14 protein-coding genes are annotated in these 16992 nt (G+C 74.0%); 9 read left to right on the top strand and 5 right to left on the bottom strand.

What is annotated here, in order from left to right; all coding sequences use genetic code 11:
• Nucleotides 1–42: 42 nt before the first annotated feature.
• Together gcvT and EV378_RS29005 are read right to left on the bottom strand one after the other, a co-directional pair.
• Nucleotides 43–1167 carry a glycine cleavage system aminomethyltransferase GcvT gene (gcvT, locus tag EV378_RS29010; RefSeq protein ID WP_243653820.1) on the bottom strand — a complete coding sequence of 375 codons (1125 nt, stop codon included), beginning with the start codon at nt 1165–1167 and terminating at the stop codon, nt 43–45.
• 35 nt (nt 1168–1202) lie between these two features.
• Complete coding sequence (locus EV378_RS29005) at nt 1203–2525, bottom strand: APC family permease (protein ID WP_132430552.1); 1323 nt, start codon at nt 2523–2525, stop codon at nt 1203–1205.
• Between the two features lie 180 nt (nt 2526–2705).
• Here EV378_RS29005 and EV378_RS29000 point away from each other — a divergent pair, with 180 nt between their 5' ends.
• Nucleotides 2706–4220 carry a leucyl aminopeptidase gene (locus tag EV378_RS29000; protein ID WP_132432890.1) on the top strand — a complete coding sequence of 505 codons (1515 nt, stop codon included), beginning with the start codon at nt 2706–2708 and terminating at the stop codon, nt 4218–4220.
• Nucleotides 4221–4223: 3 nt separating this feature from the next.
• Here EV378_RS29000 and EV378_RS28995 read toward each other — a convergent pair whose 3' ends face one another.
• Entirely contained in the window at nt 4224–5261 is a 1038-nt protein-coding gene (locus tag EV378_RS28995) for a DUF2293 domain-containing protein (RefSeq protein WP_207908893.1), read from the bottom strand.
• Between the two features lie 55 nt (nt 5262–5316).
• Here EV378_RS28995 and EV378_RS28990 point away from each other — a divergent pair, with 55 nt between their 5' ends.
• On the top strand, nt 5317–6165 hold the full coding sequence (locus EV378_RS28990; protein WP_132430551.1) for an SDR family NAD(P)-dependent oxidoreductase: 849 nt from the start codon (nt 5317–5319) through the stop codon (nt 6163–6165).
• A 114-nt stretch (nt 6166–6279) separates the two neighbouring features.
• Here EV378_RS28990 and EV378_RS28985 read toward each other — a convergent pair whose 3' ends face one another.
• Nucleotides 6280–6672: an oxidoreductase gene (locus EV378_RS28985; protein WP_132430550.1), complete on the bottom strand. Its 393-nt coding sequence runs from the start codon at nt 6670–6672 to the stop codon at nt 6280–6282.
• A 188-nt stretch (nt 6673–6860) separates the two neighbouring features.
• On the opposite strand from EV378_RS28985, the gene lpdA reads away from it, so the two are divergent.
• The 5 genes from lpdA to lipB all read left to right on the top strand — a co-directional run bounded on the left by lpdA (nt 6861) and on the right by lipB (nt 13326).
• Complete coding sequence (lpdA, locus tag EV378_RS28980) at nt 6861–8234, top strand: dihydrolipoyl dehydrogenase (protein ID WP_132430549.1); 1374 nt, start codon at nt 6861–6863, stop codon at nt 8232–8234.
• A 52-nt stretch (nt 8235–8286) separates the two neighbouring features.
• On the top strand, nt 8287–10164 hold the full coding sequence (gene sucB, locus EV378_RS28975; protein ID WP_132430548.1) for a 2-oxoglutarate dehydrogenase, E2 component, dihydrolipoamide succinyltransferase: 1878 nt from the start codon (nt 8287–8289) through the stop codon (nt 10162–10164).
• 79 nt (nt 10165–10243) lie between these two features.
• On the top strand, nt 10244–11134 hold the full coding sequence (locus EV378_RS28970; protein ID WP_207908892.1) for a TIGR01777 family oxidoreductase: 891 nt from the start codon (nt 10244–10246) through the stop codon (nt 11132–11134).
• Between the two features lie 58 nt (nt 11135–11192).
• Nucleotides 11193–12446, top strand: a complete 1254-nt coding sequence (locus EV378_RS28965; protein ID WP_132430546.1) for an NAD(P)/FAD-dependent oxidoreductase — start codon at nt 11193–11195, stop codon at nt 12444–12446.
• 166 nt (nt 12447–12612) lie between these two features.
• On the top strand, nt 12613–13326 hold the full coding sequence (gene lipB / locus EV378_RS28960) for a lipoyl(octanoyl) transferase LipB (RefSeq protein ID WP_132430545.1): 714 nt from the start codon (nt 12613–12615) through the stop codon (nt 13324–13326).
• A gap of 243 nt (nt 13327–13569) precedes the next feature.
• Here the strand turns inward: lipB and EV378_RS28955 are convergent, their stop codons facing one another.
• Nucleotides 13570–14499: an LLM class F420-dependent oxidoreductase gene (locus EV378_RS28955; protein ID WP_207908891.1), complete on the bottom strand. Its 930-nt coding sequence runs from the start codon at nt 14497–14499 to the stop codon at nt 13570–13572.
• A 481-nt stretch (nt 14500–14980) separates the two neighbouring features.
• Between EV378_RS28955 and EV378_RS28950 the strand changes: the two genes are divergently transcribed.
• A complete protein-coding gene (locus EV378_RS28950) occupies nt 14981–15886 on the top strand; it encodes an SDR family NAD(P)-dependent oxidoreductase (RefSeq protein WP_132430543.1) in 906 nt (301 codons plus the stop codon).
• 78 nt (nt 15887–15964) lie between these two features.
• On the top strand, nt 15965–16969 hold the full coding sequence (gene lipA, locus EV378_RS28945) for a lipoyl synthase (protein ID WP_132430542.1): 1005 nt from the start codon (nt 15965–15967) through the stop codon (nt 16967–16969).
• Nucleotides 16970–16992 lie beyond the last annotated feature (23 nt).

Below are 16992 nucleotides of genomic sequence, written 5' to 3'. Positions count from 1 at the left end.
TCGACGGTATCCCGCCGCGCAACGCGGTTGAAGTGCAAGCCCCTACCGGACGTGCGAGGTGACGAACGGCGGCTTCACCACCTCGGCCGGCAGCGACCGCCCGCGCACCTCGATCGACACCTCGGAGCCCGGCGACACCCCGGCCGACGTGTCGACAAGGGCGAGCGCGATACCCGTCTTCAACGTCGGCGAGAACGTGCCGGACGTGACCGTCCCGATGGTCCGACCGTCGGCGGAGGGTTCGAGCACGGACATCCCGGCCCGGGGCACCCCACGCCCGGTCGCCCGCAGGGCCCGTAGACGCCGGACCGGGCCGCGCTCCTTCTCGGTCAGCAGCGCGTCCCGGCCCCAGAACGCGGGCTTCGACCAGCCGACCGCCCAGCTCGAGTTCGCCTGCAGCGGGCTGATCCGGTCCGACAGCTCGTGCCCGTGCAACGGATAGCCCATCTCGGTGCGCAACGTGTCCCGCGCGGCCAGCCCGCAGGCCAGCCCGCCGACGTCGCGCACGGCGGCCAGCAACGCGTCCCACATCGGGGGCGCCGCGGCCGCGTCGAGCACGAGCTCGTAGCCGTGTTCGCCGGTGTACCCGGAGCGGCAGACGCGCACGGCGCCGCCCTCGAGGTCCCGGAACGCCATGTAGTCCAGGTCGTCCAGCACGCCGGCCGCGTCGCCGAGCGCGGCAGCCAGAGCCTCCTGCGAACGCGGTCCCTGCACGGCCAGGACGGCCATCTCCGCGTGCCGGTCGGTGACCGTGACGCCGTCCGGCGCGTCGGCCTGCAGCATCTCGACGATCTGCGACGAGTTCGCGGCGTTCGGCACGAGCAGCACGTCGTCCGGGCCGGACAGGTAGGCGATCATGTCGTCCAGCACGCCGCCACCGGTGGTGCACGCCATCGTGTACTGCGCCTTGCCGGGGCCGATCTTCTCCAGGTCGGCGGTCAAGCAGGCGTTCAGGTGCGCGGCCGCGCCGGGGCCGACGACCGGGACGGTGCCCAGGTGGCTGACGTCGAACAGGCCGGCGGCCTCGCGGACGGCGGTGTGCTCCGCGACCGTGCCCTCCGGGTACGAGATCGGCATCGACCATCCGCCGAACTCGCCGAGCGTGGCGTCCAGGGCGGTGTGCCGGTCGTGCATCGGGCTGGTCAGCAAGTCCTCGGCGTCGCTCACGAGTGGACCGTACAGGCGGGCACCGACAGTCCTGATCAGGCCGCCTGCTCGTCCGGACCGTCGGTCTCGACGGGCTCGGAGCCGGCCCTGCGTCGCAGGTGCGCCGACCACGCGCTGGCCAGCCAGCCCGCCACCAGCAACGACACCGTCGCCACCACCGCCCAGATCGGCAGCGTCACCGCGAGGGCCGTGCAGGCCACGATGCCGACGGACGCCACGGCCGTCGCCCTGCGGGTCCGTCGCTCGAGGTACAGCACCGAGGCGTGCAGGAGCGCGTAGTAGACGAGCAGCGCGCACGCGGAGACCGCCAGCGCCGTGACCGGCCCGACCAGCACCGTCACCAGCACGGTCGCCGCGCCGCCGAGGAGGTCGGCCACCCACGGCGTCCCGCGCGGACCGGTGCGACCGATCCAGCGCGGCAGGTCCCCGGCCTGCGCCATCGTCGACCCGGTGCGGCTCGCCCGGGACAGGACGCCGAGCAGTGCCGATGCTGTCGCGACGGCGGCGCCGATCCGGACCAGCACGCCCAGTGCGGGGCTGCCGCCGTTGTCGATCAGCGACGCGAGCGGCGTCGAGGACTCCGCGAGCCGCTCGGGGCCGAGCCCGTTCAGCAGCGCACCCGTCACGCCGAGGAAGATCACACCGGCGAGCAGGACGGCCACCGCCGAGGACGTCCGGACCGTGTGCAGCGGGTCCCGCAGGCTGCCACCGAGCTCGGCCGCGCGGGACACGCCGGTGAACGCGACGAACACGAACGCGGTCGCGGTCAGCACACCCAGCGGCCCGACGACCGGTGCCGCCTGCAGGGTCGCCACGGCGGGCTCGGCCGCGGTGCCCGCCGCGGCGGCCGACTCCACCGCCGACGACGGCCGCTCGGCCGCCGGGAAGATCCCGACGATCATCACGAGGACCAGGACCACCAGCGAACCCGCGACCAGCGCGCGCGACGCGCCGACCGAGATCCGCACGCCCGTCGCGTTCAACCCGACGACGACGAGTACCGCGACCACGGCGACCGGCAGCGGCTGGGACGGGAGGACGTAGGCCCCGAACACGCCCGCCGCCGCGGCAGCGGCCGCACCCCGCGCCACCAGCCGCGCGATCCCGGCCAGGCGCGCTGCCGGGTGGGGCAGGTCGGTGGGCAGCACCTCGCTGCCGGGGCGGGCCGCGGCGAGGTCGGCGACCGAGGACGAGTTCAGCAGCGCGACGAGCGCCGCCGCGACGACGGCCAGCGCCAGCCACGGTCCGGCGGCCGCCGCGGCGGGCGCGAACGCCGCGTAGAGACCGGTGCCGAGCATCGCCGCGAGCACGACCGCGACGGCGGACGCAGTCGTCAGACGACGGATCGACGTGGACACGGCGCCACCATCCCATCCGACCCGGTGTCCGCGGGCGGTACGGGGGTGTCATTACCATTTCGGTCCGGTCTCACCGCGGCGCTCCACCGTCGCGGTCCCCCCGATCGGATCGACCCGCAGGAGCCGCACGTGAGCCAGCCGACCAGCCCGTCCCCGTCGTCCCCGGACCCCGGCCCGCTCGTGACGCTCCCCCGGCTCGACGCGCTGGGCGGATCTCCGTCGACGGCCTCCGCGGACGCCGTCGTGATCGGGATGTTCACCCGGTCCGGTGACGGCGACGGGTCGGCTCCCGTGCTCGCACCCGGCGCCGCGGACGTCGACGCCGCGTTCACCGGCGGGCTGGCCGACCTCCTCCACACGCTCGGCGCGACCGGGAAGGCCGAGCAGGTCGTCAAGGTGCCCGCGGGCGGTGCGCTGACGACTCCGCTGCTGGTGGCCGTCGGGCTCGGCGCGCAGCCGGACGACGACGATCACGCTCCCGACCCCGACCTGGTCCGCCGCGCGGCGGGTGCGGCGTCCCGCGCGCTGGCCGGCACCGGTCACGTCGTCAGCACGCTGTCCGCCGTGGACGCGGACGCGGCCGTGCAGGGCGCCGTCCTCGGCGGCTACGTGTTCGACGCGTTCCGCTCCAAGCCGACCGACGCCGCGTCGGCACCGGTGGGCAGCTGGGAGTTCACCGGCACCGACGCCGAGAGCGTCCGCCGGGCGGGCTTCGTCGCCGAGGCCGTCGCCACGGCGCGGTCGCTGGTGAACACCCCGCCCAGCGCGCTCTACCCGGAGACGTTCGCGGCGCGCGCCGTCGAGCTCGGAGAGGCGGCCGGGCTGACCGTCGAGGTGCTCGACGACACCCAGCTGCGCGACGGCGGCTACGGCGGCGTGACCGGTGTCGGCCAGGGCTCGTCGCGCAAGCCGCGGCTGGTGCGCCTGACCTGGTCCGGGGGCAGTGGAACCGGCCCCGTGCCCAAGGTGGCACTCATCGGCAAGGGCATCACCTTCGACACGGGCGGGATCTCGATCAAGCCCGCGGCGAGCATGGACCACATGACGTCCGACATGGGCGGCGCCGCGGCCGTGATCGCGACGACCGTGCTGGCCGCCCGCCTGGAGCTGCCGGTGGCCGTCACGGCGACCGTGCCGATGGCCGAGAACATGCCGTCGGACACGGCGTACCGCCCGGGTGACGTGCTGACCATGTACGGCGGCACGACCGTCGAGGTGCTGAACACCGACGCCGAGGGCAGGCTGATCCTGGCCGACGCGATCGTGCGGGCCGGCGAGGACTCCCCCGACTACCTGCTCGAGACGTCCACGCTGACCGGGGCGCAGCAGGTCGCGCTCGGCATGCGCACGATCGGTGTGATGGGCTCCGACGAGCTGCGGGACCGGGTCGCCGCGCACGCCCGGGCCACCGGTGAGGACGGCTGGGCGATGCCGTTGCCCGGCTACCTGCGCTCGGACCTCGACTCGCGGGTCGCGGACATCGCCAACGTCACCGGGCAGCGCTACGCGGGCATGCTCGTCGCCGGGATCTTCCTCAAGGAGTTCGTCCCGTCCGGCCTGCCGTGGGCGCACCTGGACATCGCCGGCCCGGCGTTCAACGCCGGCTCGGCCCGCGGCTACACGACGAAGGGCGGCACCGGCGTCCCGGTCCGGACCCTGCACGCGTTCCTCGAGGACGTCGCCGCGAACGGCTGACGGTCAGCGCCAGCCGTCGAGCACGGCGTCGACTCCCGCGCGGATGCGGTCGCGGGCGTCCTCGCGGGCGACGCCCGCGGCGAGCATCGCGTCGTAGTCCGTGTCCTCGTGCCGCACGGACGCGACGACGGCGGCGGCCAGCGCGTCGTCGTCCAGAGCCCGTCCCGCGGCGCTGCGCCCGACACGCCCGCTGCCCCGCAGCGCCGTGTGGTCGGCGATCGCGCGGGCACGGTCGGCCGGGCAGCCGGGGAACAGCTCCCCGATCCGGGCGGTCATGCGCTCGACCAGCTCGGCGTCCTGGCGGACCGCCCGCTCCCTGGCGCGCTCGCGCTGACGGGCCCGCGCGTCGGCGTCGGTGAGCAGGCTCGCCTCGGCCCGCTCCAGCGCGTCGACCTCGACGAGGGCGCCGCGGCGCTCGTTGCGCTTGCGCCGCCGGTTCCACCGCACGACGACGGCCGAGAGCGTGCTCTGCGCCCGCGCCCGCCGGGTGAGCGTGGCGTCGCCGGACGGCAGGAACACGAGGTGGTCGAGGTCCGCGCAGGTCAGGCACACCGGCCCGCGCTCCTCCTCGGTGAACAGCCCCTCGTCCGCGCCGCACCCGACGCACGTGAACGCGAACACCGGCTCGACCACGATGAGGTCCGGCGTCTTGTTCTGCTTCTCGACGACACGGTCGCGCTTCGCCGCGGTCAGGTCCGGCGAGAGCCAGTGCGTGCGCATCGCGAGCTCGAGCGCGGGCGGGCCGTCCTCGGCGAACCGCAGGGGGCGGCGGTCCCGTCCGACCGTCAGCTGCTCACCCTCGACGGCCTGCAGCCCCCGCTCCGCAGCCCAGCGACCGGCGACGTCGAGGACCGAGGTGACCCGCTCCAGCGGTACCGGGAGCACCGACGCCAGGTGCGGCATCCGTCCGGACCGCCAGCGCTCGACGTTCGGCGGCGCGACCCAGCCGAGCCCGCACAGCACGTCGCACGGGGTGACCACGCCGGACGCGGCGAGCGCCTGCTCGGCCGCGGTCCGCACGCGGTTCTGCAGGGACGGCACGCGACCATTGTCCACTCCCTACCGACCGGTAACTCCTACCGGCATACTGCGCGCCATGATCCGGCGAGCACCGCACACCGTCCCCTCGCACGCCCCGCGATCGGCCGTCGTCACCGGCGCCGCGCGCGGCATCGGTGAGGCCATCGCCCGCGAACTGGTCCGCAGCGGCTACCGGGTGCTCGTCACCGACCTCGACGAGGCCCAGGCCACGGACACCGCCGAGCGGATCGGCGCCGCGGGCGGGGCCGCCTACGACGTCACCGACCCGGCCGCCGCGCGCGACATCACGGCGCAGGCCCGCGAGATCGCCCCACTGGGCGCGTGGGTCAGCAACGCAGGCGTCGGGTTCGACGGCACGGTGGCCGACATGGACGAGGGCAAGCTGCGTGCGCTCGTCGAGATCAACATGCTGGGCCAGCTGTGGGGAGCCCGCGCGGCCGTCGCGGCGTACCGGGAGCAGGCCGCGACGGGCGTCCGCGGCGGCGAGATCGGGGCGACCGTCTCGCTCTCCGCGCTCGGCCCGGTGCCGGGGCTGTCGGTCTACGCGGCGTCGAAGGCCGGGGCGCTGTCCGCCATGAGCGCGCTCGCCTCCGAGGTGCGCCGCGAGGGCATCCGGGTGCACGTGATCAACCCGGACGGCGTGAACACCGAGTTGCTGCGGTCGATGGAGCCCGGCGGTCAGGGGCAGGCGCTCGTCCGCTCCGGGATGCTCGTCACACCGGAGCAGGTCGCGAGCGGACTCGTCGGCATGTTCGGCACGAGCCGCGTCTACCGGACGCTCCCGTCGTGGCGGGGCGCGATCCTGCGCCTGACCGGGTTCGCCCCCGGCCCGGCGCTGCGGATGGAGCCGGCGATGCGCGCGATCGGCGCCCGGAAGGCGCGCTCCCTGCGCGCGCCCCACTGACCCGCGCCCAACCCGACCCGAACGAACGGCACCTTCGGGCAATCACATTGCTCGAAGGTGCCGTTCGTTCGGGAAAGTGGGAAGGGCGGGGCGAGTCAGGGACGGGGCGGGGCGTCAGGCCGGGTCCTCGCCGAGCAGCTTGCGCAGGTCGTCGTCGGTGATGCCGCGCAGTTCGTCGCGCTCGGCGCGCTTGCGCTCGATCCGCTCGCGGGCGTCGTGGTCACGCATGCGCTGCGGGTAGCCGACCACCTGCACGTCGTAGATCGGGATCTTCAACGACCGTGCGAGCTTCGCCGCCCGCGACGGGTCGCCGACCCGCCGTCGCGTCCACTCCCCGTCGTGCGCGACCAGCACGACGGTCGTCTCGGTGATCACCGTCTGCGGCTCGACGAACGCCTCCACGCCGATCCGCGCCTGCGTCCAGCTGCGCAGATGTGCCTCCGCACCGGCCGCGGCCTTCCTGTCGGGCTTCGGCTTGCGGGACCGGAACCTGTCCAGCAGACCCATGCCATCCCCCTCCGTCCCCACCCGGGTCACACCTGATCTCCCCCGACAACGCGCGAGGCGCCGGATTCGCTCCCGTGCCGGCGTCCCGGCGCGGCGGCCGCCGACCTCGGTGCCCCACATGGCGGCGTCGGGCATGGGTGACAAGATGGGCGTCGCGGGTGGTCACGTGCGTCGAGAGGGGTGTGTCGGTGGCCGAACAGACAGCCGACCTGGTGATCCTGGGCGGTGGGTCCGGCGGCTACGCCTGTGCGTTGCGGGCCGCCGAGCTCGGCCTGTCGGTCGTGCTCGTCGAGAAGGACAAGCTCGGGGGCACGTGCCTGCACCGCGGCTGCATCCCGACGAAGGCGCTGCTGCACGCCGCGGAGGTCGCCGACCACGCCCGCGACGGGGGACGCGTCGGCGTCCGGTCCACGCTGGACGGCATCGACATGGAGGGCGTCAACTCCTACAAGGACGGTGTCGTCTCCAAGCTCTACAAGGGACTGCAGGGGCTGGTGTCCTCCCGGGGCGTCACCCTGGTCGAGGGCGCGGGCCGGTTCGTCGGTGACCGCACCGTGGCCGTCGGCGACGACCGGTACACCGGCACGAACGTGGTGCTCGCCACCGGTTCCTACGCCCGCACGCTGGACGGGCTGGAGATCGGCGGCCGGATCGTCACGTCCGACCAGGCGATCTCGCTCGACGAGGCACCGCAGCGGGTCGTGGTGCTCGGCGGCGGCGTGATCGGCGTCGAGTTCGCCAGCGTGTGGCGCTCGTTCGGTGCCGACGTCACGGTCGTCGAGGCGCTGGGGCACCTGGTGCCGAGCGAGGACGAGTTCGCGTCGAAGCTGCTCGAGCGCGCGTTCCGCCGTCGCAAGATCAAGGCGAAGACCGGCGCGACGTTCGCGGGCGCCCGGCAGACCGACGACACGGTGACCGTCGCGCTGGAGTCCGGCGAGGAGATCGAGGCGGACCTGCTGCTCGTCGCCGTCGGACGGGGCCCGAACACCACCGGCCACGGCTACACCGAGGCGGGCCTGACCATGGAACGCGGCTTCGTCGTCGTCGACGAGCAGCTGCGCACGAACCTCGACGGCGTGTACGCCGTCGGCGACATCACACCCGGCCTGCAGCTCGCGCACCGCGGCTTCGCGCACGGGATCTTCGTGGCCGAGCGGATCGCCGGCCTGGCGCCCGCACCCGTCGCAGAGGCAGGCATCCCGCGCGTGACGTACTGCGAGCCGGAGGTCGCGTCCGTCGGCCTGACCGAGGCGCAGGCCCGCGAACAGCACGACGACGTGCGCACCGTCACCTACGACCTGGGCGGCAACGGCAAGTCGCAGATCCTGCAGACCTCCGGCGCGGTCAAGCTGGTGCAGGCCGGCGAGGACGGCCCGGTCGTCGGCGTGCACATGGTCGGCTCCCGCGTCGGTGAGCTGATCGGCGAGGCCCAGCTCGTCTACAACTGGGAGGCGCTGCCGACGGACGTGGCGGCGCTGATCCACGCACACCCGACCCAGAACGAGGCACTCGGCGAGGCCCACCTGGCCCTGGCCGGGAAGCCGCTGCACACCCACGGCTGAGCCCACCACCCCGACCCGCGAACCCCCACAGGGAAGAGGAGCACGACCCGACATGGCGACCACCGTTCAGATGCCCGCCCTCGGTGAGAGCGTCACCGAGGGCACGATCACGCGCTGGCTCAAGGCAGAGGGCGACACGGTCGCGGTCGACGAGCCGTTGCTCGAGGTCTCCACGGACAAGGTGGACACCGAGATCCCGAGCCCGGCGGCCGGTGTGCTGCAGCGGATCGTGGCCGCGGAGGACGAGACCGTCGAGGTCGGTGGAGACCTGGCCGTGATCGGCGACGAGGGCGAGGCCCCCGCCGACTCCGGCGGCAGCGACTCCGGCGAGGCCCAGGAGGAGGCGCCCGCGCAGGAGGAGGCGCCCGCCGAGCAGCAGGCCGCCCCGGAGCCCGAGCCGGAACCCGAGCCGGAGCCGGCTGCGGCGTCGTCCGGATCGAGCGGCGCCTCCGGCGGGAGCGGCGGTGGCGAGGGAACGCCGGTCACGATGCCCGAGCTGGGCGAGAGCGTCACCGAGGGCACGATCACCCGCTGGCTCAAGCAGGTCGGCGACGAGGTGGCCGTCGACGAGCCGCTGCTCGAGGTCTCCACGGACAAGGTGGACACCGAGATCCCGTCGCCGGTGGCGGGCACCGTGCTCGAGCACACCGTGAACGAGGACGACACGGTCGAGGTCGGCGGACAGCTCGCGGTGATCGGCGACGCGTCCGCGGCACCGGCCGGTGGGTCGTCCGGCGGCGGCTCGTCCGACGGTGAGCAGCAGAAGACCGAGGAGAAGGCGCCCGAGCCGGAGCCCGAGCCGGCCCCGAAGGCCGAGCCCGCCCCGAAGGCCGAGCCGCGCACGGTCGTCGAGGAGAAGGCCGGTTCGGAGCCGAAGCAGCAGGCCTCGCCGCCGCAGGAGGACTCGCCGGCTCAGGAGGACGCCGCCCGCCAGGAGGCCGCGCCGTCCGGGAACGGCTCCGGCGGAGACAGGCCCTACGTCACGCCGCTGGTGCGCAAGCTGGCCTCCGAGCACGGGGTGGACCTGTCGTCGCTGACCGGCAGCGGTGTCGGCGGGCGCATCCGCAAGCAGGACGTGCTGGCCGCGGCGGAGTCGAAGAGCGCGCCGGCCGCCTCGCCGTCCGCGCCCGCTTCCGCGACGGCTCCGCAGGGCGGTGGCGCCCCGAAGGAGCCGCAGACCGTCCCGACCCGCGCCGAGGGCTCCCCGGAGCCGGGCACGACGGTCAAGCTGCCGCGCCTGCGCCAGGTGATCGCGCAGCGGATGACGGAGTCGCTCGCGACGTCCGCGCAGCTGACCACCGTCCAGGAGGTCGACCTCACCCGGATCGTCAAGCTGCGCAACCGGGTCAAGGACGAGTTCCGCCGCCGCGAGGGCGCCAACCTGACCTTCCTCGGCTTCATCGCGAAGGCCACCGTCGAGGCGCTCAAGGCGTTCCCGTCGGTCAACGCGTCGATCAGCGAGGACGGCAAGCAGGTCACCTACCACGGTGCCGTCCACCTGGGCATCGCCGTGGACACGCCGCGCGGCCTGCTCGTCCCGGTGATCAAGAACGCGGACGACCTGTCCCTGGCCGGCCTGGCCAAGAAGATCGCCGACGTGGCGGGCCGCACCCGGGACGCCAAGATCGGCCCCGACGAGCTGTCCGGCGGCACGTTCACGATCACCAACATCGGCTCGGCCGGGGCGCTGTTCGACACCCCGATCATCAACCAGCCGCAGGTCGGGATCCTGGGCACCGGTGCGATCTCGAAGGAGCCGAAGGTCGTGCAGGGGCCGGAGGGCGACGACGTGATCGCCGTCCGCTCGGTCTGCTTCCTGCCGATGACCTACGACCACCGCCTGGTCGACGGCGCCGACGCGGGCCGGTTCCTGTCGGCCGTCAGGGCACGCCTCGAGGAGGGCGCGTTCGAGGCCGAGCTGGGGCTGTAGGCACGCTCGGAGGTGGGGTCCGTCGCACGCGGCGGACCCCACCTCGCGCGATCTTCGACCCTCCGGAAGGATTCCCGCCGTGCGAGTCGTCGTGGCCGGTTCGTCCGGCCTGATCGGAACCGCCCTGGTCGCCCACCTGCGGGGAACCGGGCACGAGGTGCTGCGCCTGGTGCGCCGCTCCCCCGCCGCCCCCGACGAACGCGGGTGGGACCCGCCGTCCGGGACGATCGAGGACGGTGCGCTGGACGGCGCCGACGCCGTCGTCAGCCTCGGCGGCGTCGGGATCGCGGACCGGCCATGGAGCGGCGCCCGCAAGCAGGCGATCAGGGACTCCCGGACGGTCCCGACGGACGTGTTGGCGACGGCCGTCGCCCGGCAGGGTGTGCCGGTCATGGTCAGCGGGTCGGCCGTCGGCTACTACGGCGACACCGGGGACCGCGAGGCCGACGAGTCGACGCCGTCGGGTAACGGCTTCCTCGCCGACGTCTGCCGCGACTGGGAGGCCGCCGCGGAGCCGGCGCGTCAGGCCGGTGCCCGCGTCGTGAACGTCCGGACCGGCCTGGTGCTCTCCCCGTCGGGCGGGCTGATGTCACGGGTCCGTCCGCTGTTCAAGGGTTTCCTGGGCGGCCGGATCGGCGACGGCCGCCAGTACTGGCCGTGGGTCTCGCTGGACGACGAGGTGAACGCGATCACGTTCGCCGTCGAGAACGACGCGCTGTCCGGCCCGGCGAACGTCACCGGCCCGGTGCCGGTGACGAACGCCGAGTTCACCGCCGAGCTGGGTGCCGCGCTCGGGCGTCCGACGCCGCTGCCGGTGCCCGCGTTCGCGATCACCGCGGCGGTCGGTGAGATGGGTCGCGAGATGCTGCTCACCGGCCAGCGGGCGGTGCCGAAAGCGCTGCTGGACGCGGGGTTCCAGTTCCGGCACCACACCGTCGGCGACGCGCTGTCGGCGGCGGTCGGGTCGTGAGCTCTCCCGCCGGCGCCGTCCGTCCCGCTGAAGCGGCGCTCCGTCCCGCCGGGGCGGCATGAGCACCGCGGAGCCGGACGCGGACGTCCTCGTGGTCGGGGCCGGGCTCGCCGGGCTGCGCGCGGCGCGTGTGCTGCAGCGCGATGGGCTCCGGGTCCGGGTGCTGGAGGCGTCCGACCGGGTCGGCGGGCGGATGGCGACCGACGTCGTCGACGGCTTCCGCTGCGACCGCGGTTTCCAGGTCCTCAACACGTCCTACCCGGCGCTGAAGGCCGCGCTGGCTCCACACGGCCTGGATTCGCTCGGCGCCCGCAGGTTCGCGCCCGGTGCCGCGATCCGGGCAGGCGACGGCGAGCTGCACCGCTTCGTGAACCCGCTGCGCCGCCCCGCGCAGGCGCCCGCGACGGCGACCGACGACCTGTTCGGTCCACTGGACAAGGCACGGCTCGTGGCCTGGACCTCGCGGGTGCTGGGCTCGCCACCCTCCCGGACGGCGACCCGGATCAAGCGGTCCGGTGCCGACGACCTCGCCGCGGCCGGCCTCGGCGGTCCGGTCACCGACCGGTTCCTGCGCCCGTTCCTGTCCGGCGTGCTCGGCGAGACGGCGCTGGAGACGTCCGAGGCGTTCGTCCGGCTGGTGTGGCGCAGCTTCGCGCTCGGCACGATCGTCGTCCCCGACGACGGCATGGAGGCCCTCCCCCGCCGTCTCGCGACCGGGCTCCCGATCTCGCTCGGGGTGCGGGTGCACTCCGTGCACGGCGGGTCGCAGCCGTCGGTGCGCACCGACGACGGGTCGCTCTCGGCCAGGGCGGTCCTCGTCGCGGCGGACCCGCGCACCGCGGCGTCGCTGCTGCCCGGCGTCGCCGAGCCGACGATGAACGCGCTGACCACGTTCTTCCACGTCCCGCCGCACGCCCCGACGTCCGAGCCGCTCCTGCACCTGGACGGCACCGGTGGGCCGGTGGTCAACACGATGGTCATGACCGCCGCCGCACCCGGCTACTCGTCCGACGGGAGGCCGCTGGTCGCGTCGTCCATCGTCGGGACGGAGATCGACGGCGGGGAGTCCGCCGTGCGCCGCGAGCTCGCCCGGATCTGGGGCGTTTCGACGGGTGACTGGGAGCACCTGCACACCGCCGAGGTCCCGGAGGCCCTGCCGCTGTTCCCGGCCGGACGACCGGTCCGCCGTGACGTGGAGCTGGGCGACGGCCTGTTCGTCGCCGGGGACCACCGGGACACCCCGTCCACACAGGGAGCCCTGGTCAGCGGCCGTCGCGCCGCGCAGGCCGTCCTGAGCGCGCTGGGCCACTGATCCCTCGCGCGTCGCCCCTCGCGCCCGTGATCAGCAGACGGGTCTGCTTCACGGCCAGGTCCCGCCTCGATCCGGACCGACCCGCCGATCATGGACCGGGATCGAGGTACGGCCCCGCCGCGGGAGTGGACCGGGTCCCGACCGACCGCGGCGTAGCCTGACGCGCATGGGCGCGCACGGGACCTGTCGCAAGGGTGATGAACCGGTCCGGGTCGACCGGCTGGGGACCGTCGAGTACCTCGAGGCGTGGGACGCACAGCGGGCGAACGCCCAGGCGCGCCGCGACGGCACCGGTCCGGACGTGCTCATGCTCGTCGAGCACCCACCGGTCTACACAGCGGGCCGTCGCACGCAGCCGGAGGACCGGCCGACCGACGGGACACCCGTGGTCGACGTCGACCGTGGCGGTCGGATCACCTGGCACGGGCCGGGGCAGCTCGTCGGGTACCCGATCGTCGGGCTGTCCGAGCCGATGGACGTCGTGGACTACGTGCGACGCCTGGAGGAGGCTCTGATCGCCGTCTGCGCGGATCTCGGGCTGGACGCCGGACGGGTCGACGGGCGCAGCGGCGTCTGGCTCGCGGCCGACTTCCCCCGCCCGGAGCGCAAGGTCGCCGCGATCGGGGTGCGAATCTCCGGCGGCGTCACCCAGCACGGCTTCGCGATCAACGCGAACCCCGACCTCGGCGACTACGGCCGGATCGTGCCCTGCGGGATCGCCGACGCCGGTGTGACGTCGCTGTCCGCGGAGCTCGGCCGGGACGTGACCGTCGAGGAGATCACCGACGCCGTCACGACAGCCGTACTGGACGCGTTGGACGGACGGCTCCCGGTGCGCGACCACACGCTCGCGCGACCGACGGCTGCACCCGCGCACTGATCGGCGTCCGGGTACCGGAACGGCAGGCTCCGGACGACGACCCGGCGGTCAGGTCGGCGCCCGTTCCGAGCCCGCCGGTCCCGGCCCACCGCCCCGCCATCGCCCCGCCACCGCCCCTCCATCGCGAACGAACGGCGCCTTCGAGCAATGGCATTGCTCGAAGGTGCCGTTCGTTCGGGAGATGGGTTCGACGGGGCCGGTCGGCGCCGGTCGGCGCCGGCTCTCCGGTCGTCGCCCGGCTCGTCACAGCTGCGAGGCGACCTCCGACGCGAACTGCTCGACGTGGTCCAGGTCGGCGACGTCGAGCACCTGCAGGTACACCCGGGTGACGCCGATCTCGGACCATCGCCCCAGCGCGTCGACCAGCTCGCCGGTCGTCCCGCCCATCGTCGAGGACCGCACCGAGTCGGGCGCCCACCCGATCGCCCCCGCCCGTCGGGACACCTCGGCCTCGTCCCGCCCGAGCACCAGCGTCTGGGCCACCGAACGCACGATCTCCGACGGCTCCCGCCCGGCCGCGCGGCACGCGTCGTCGACCCTCGCGAACTGCGCCGCGCACTCGTCGACCGGCGAGAACGGGATGTTGAACTCCGAGGCGAAGCGCGCCGCGAGCTCGGGTGTCCGCTTCTTCCCCTTGCCGCCGACGATCACCGGCGGGCCGGGCTGCTGCACGGGCCGGGGCAGCGCGGGCGAGTCCGTGATCGTGTAGTGCTTGCCGGAGTAGGAGAACCGGGAACCGGGCGGCGTCGCCCACAGTCCGGTGAGGATCTCCAGCTGCTCGGTGTAGCGGTCGAAGCGCTCGGCCAGCGACGGGAACGGGATTCCGTACGCCGTGTGCTCGGCCTCGAACCAGCCGGAGCCGAGGCCGAACTCGATCCGGCCGCCGGACATCTCGTCGGCCTGCGCGACGGCGACGGCGAGCGGGCCGGGCAACCGGAACGTCGCGGACGTCACGAGCGTGCCGAGGCGGATCCGGGACGTCTCGCGACCCAGCGCGCCGAGCGTCACCCAGGAGTCGGTCGGGCCGGGCTCCCCGGACCCGTCGCCCATCGCGAGGAAGTGGTCGGAGCGGAAGAACGCGTCGTATCCGGCGCTCTCGGTGGTCTGCGCGACGCGCAGGAGGTCGGTGTAGGTGGCGCCCTGCTGGGGCTCGGTGAAGATCCGGAAGTCCACGCCCACGCACGCTAGCGGCCGGGATCCGGTGGTGCCGCACCCCGCTCCGGCGTGCCGCACCCGTCGCACCAGGTGCGACACGCCGAGCAGCGGTGCGGCACCGAGCCGAGGGGTGCGGTACGGGGCCGAGGGGTGCGACACCGAGCCGAGGCGCGTGCGACACCGAGCCAAAGGCTGCGACACCGAGCCAAAGGCTGCGACACCGAGCCAAAGGCTGCGACACCGAGCCAAAGGCTGCGACACCGAGCCAAAGGCTGCGACACCGAGCCAAAGGCTGCGACACCGAGCCAAAGGCTGCGACACCGAGCCAAAGGCTGCGACACCGAGCCAAAGGCTGCGACACCGAGCCAAAGGCTGCGACACCGAGCCGAGGGGTGCGGCGCACTGCCTGGGGCCTCCCCCGGGACGGAACGTCGAGCACCCCGGCCGGAATGGTTGGTGTGCCGGGCCGACGGATACTGGTCGGCGATACGGTCCGCGCGTGTACGCGTTGCCTGATCTGTCCGGTCGGACCGTGCTCGTGACCGGGACGACGTCCGGGCTCGGCCTCGCCGCGTCGACGGCGCTGGCACGGGCCGGCGCACGGGTGCTGACGACGGCGCGGGACCCGGAGCGCGGGAAGGTCGCCGCAGCGCAGGCGGGCGGAGAGCTCGTCCTGCTCGACCTCGCCGACCTGACGTCCGTGCGCGCGGCGGCCGACGAGGTGCGGGAACGCACCGGCGACCGACTCGACGTCCTGCTGAACAACGCGGGCGTCGCGATGGGACCGCGACGCGAGACCGTCGACGGGTTCGAGCTGCAGATCGGCACGAACCACCTGGGGCCGTCCGCCCTGACCTGGCTGCTGATGCCCGCCCTGCGCGCGGCGGGCGACGGCGACGACTTCGCCCGCGTCGTGACGACGACCAGCCTCGGGCACCGCAACGGCGGCCTCGACGTCGCCGACCTGCACTGGGAACGGAGGCGCTACCGCCCGAACGCGGCGTACTGCGCGTCGAAGCTGGCGAACCTGCTGTTCTCCGCCGAGCTGGACCGCAGGCTGCGTCTGGCCGGTGACCCGGTCGTCTCGGTGGCGGCGCACCCCGGGATGACCGAGTCGCAGCTGCTGGCGAACGGAACCCGTCGCGGCCGGACGCTCGAGGCCGCGCTGTTCGCGCCGTGGGACCGGTGGCTCACCCAGCCCGTCGAGGACGGCGTGGCGCCGCAGCTCGCGGCCGCCGCGGGTCCGGTGCACGGCGGCGACTTCCTCGGCCCGTCCGGCCGGATGGAGCTGCACGGTCCGCCGGCACCGGCCCGTCGCAGCAGATCCGCTGCGGACCCGACGCTCGCCGGGCGGCTCTGGCACGCGACCGCGGAGGCCACCGGGGTGACCCCCGACCCGGCATAGGCCAAGGCGGGTCGCACGCGTCACAGCGGGGCGTCGTGCGGCCGGTCGGTCGATCACCCGGGGCGTACGGTGGACGCCGTGACCGTTGCTCCGGAAGGCCGCAAGCTGCTCCGTCTCGAGGTCCGCAACGCGGAGACCCCGATCGAGCGCAAGCCGTCCTGGATCCGCACCCGGGCGCGCACCGGTCCGCAGTACACCGAGCTCAAGGGCCTGGTCCGCTCCGGTGGGCTGCACACGGTGTGCGAGGAGGCCGGGTGCCCCAACATCTACGAGTGCTGGGAGGACCGGGAGGCGACGTTCCTGATCGGCGGCGAGCAGTGCACGCGGCGCTGTGACTTCTGCCAGATCGACACCGGACGTCCCGCCGACCTGGACACCGACGAGCCCCGCCGGGTCGCCGAGTCGGTCCGCCAGATGGGCCTGCGCTACTCGACGGTGACCGGTGTCGCCCGCGACGACCTCGACGACGGCGGCTCCTGGCTCTACGCCGAGACCGTCCGGCAGATCCACGAGATGAACCCGGGCACCGGCGTCGAACTCCTGATCCCGGACTTCAACTCCCGCGACGACCAGCTCGGCCCGGTCTTCGACGCCCGCCCCGAGGTGCTCGCGCACAACCTCGAGACCGTCCCGCGGATCTTCAAGCGGATCCGCCCCGCGTTCCGCTACGAGCGCTCGCTCGAGGTGATCACCAAGGTGCGCGACGTCGGGCTGGTCACGAAGTCGAACCTGATCCTCGGCATGGGCGAGACCCCCGACGAGGTCACCGACGCGCTGCGCGACCTCCACCAGGCCGGATGCGAGATCATCACGATCACGCAGTACCTGCGCCCGACCAAGCGCCACCACCCGGTGGAGCGCTGGGTGAAGCCCGAGGAGTTCGTCGAGCACTCGACGGCGGCCGAGGAGATGGGCTTCGCCGGGGTGATGGCCGGGCCGCTGGTGCGCTCGTCGTACCGGGCCGGGCGGCTCTACGCGCAGACCGTCGCGCACCGCGGCGAGGAGCTGTCGCCCGACCTGGCGCACCTGGCCGAGTCCGGTCCGGCGTCCCAGGAGGCCAGTTCCCTGCTCGCGCGGAGCTGATCGGACCCCGACTGTAGGCTGGT

The organism is Pseudonocardia endophytica, from assembly GCF_004339565.1.
Taxonomy (GTDB): Bacteria; Actinomycetota; Actinomycetes; order Mycobacteriales; family Pseudonocardiaceae; genus Pseudonocardia; species Pseudonocardia endophytica.
The sequence above is the reverse complement of the archived record's forward strand: the minus strand, read 5'-3'. Positions and strand labels throughout refer to the sequence as shown.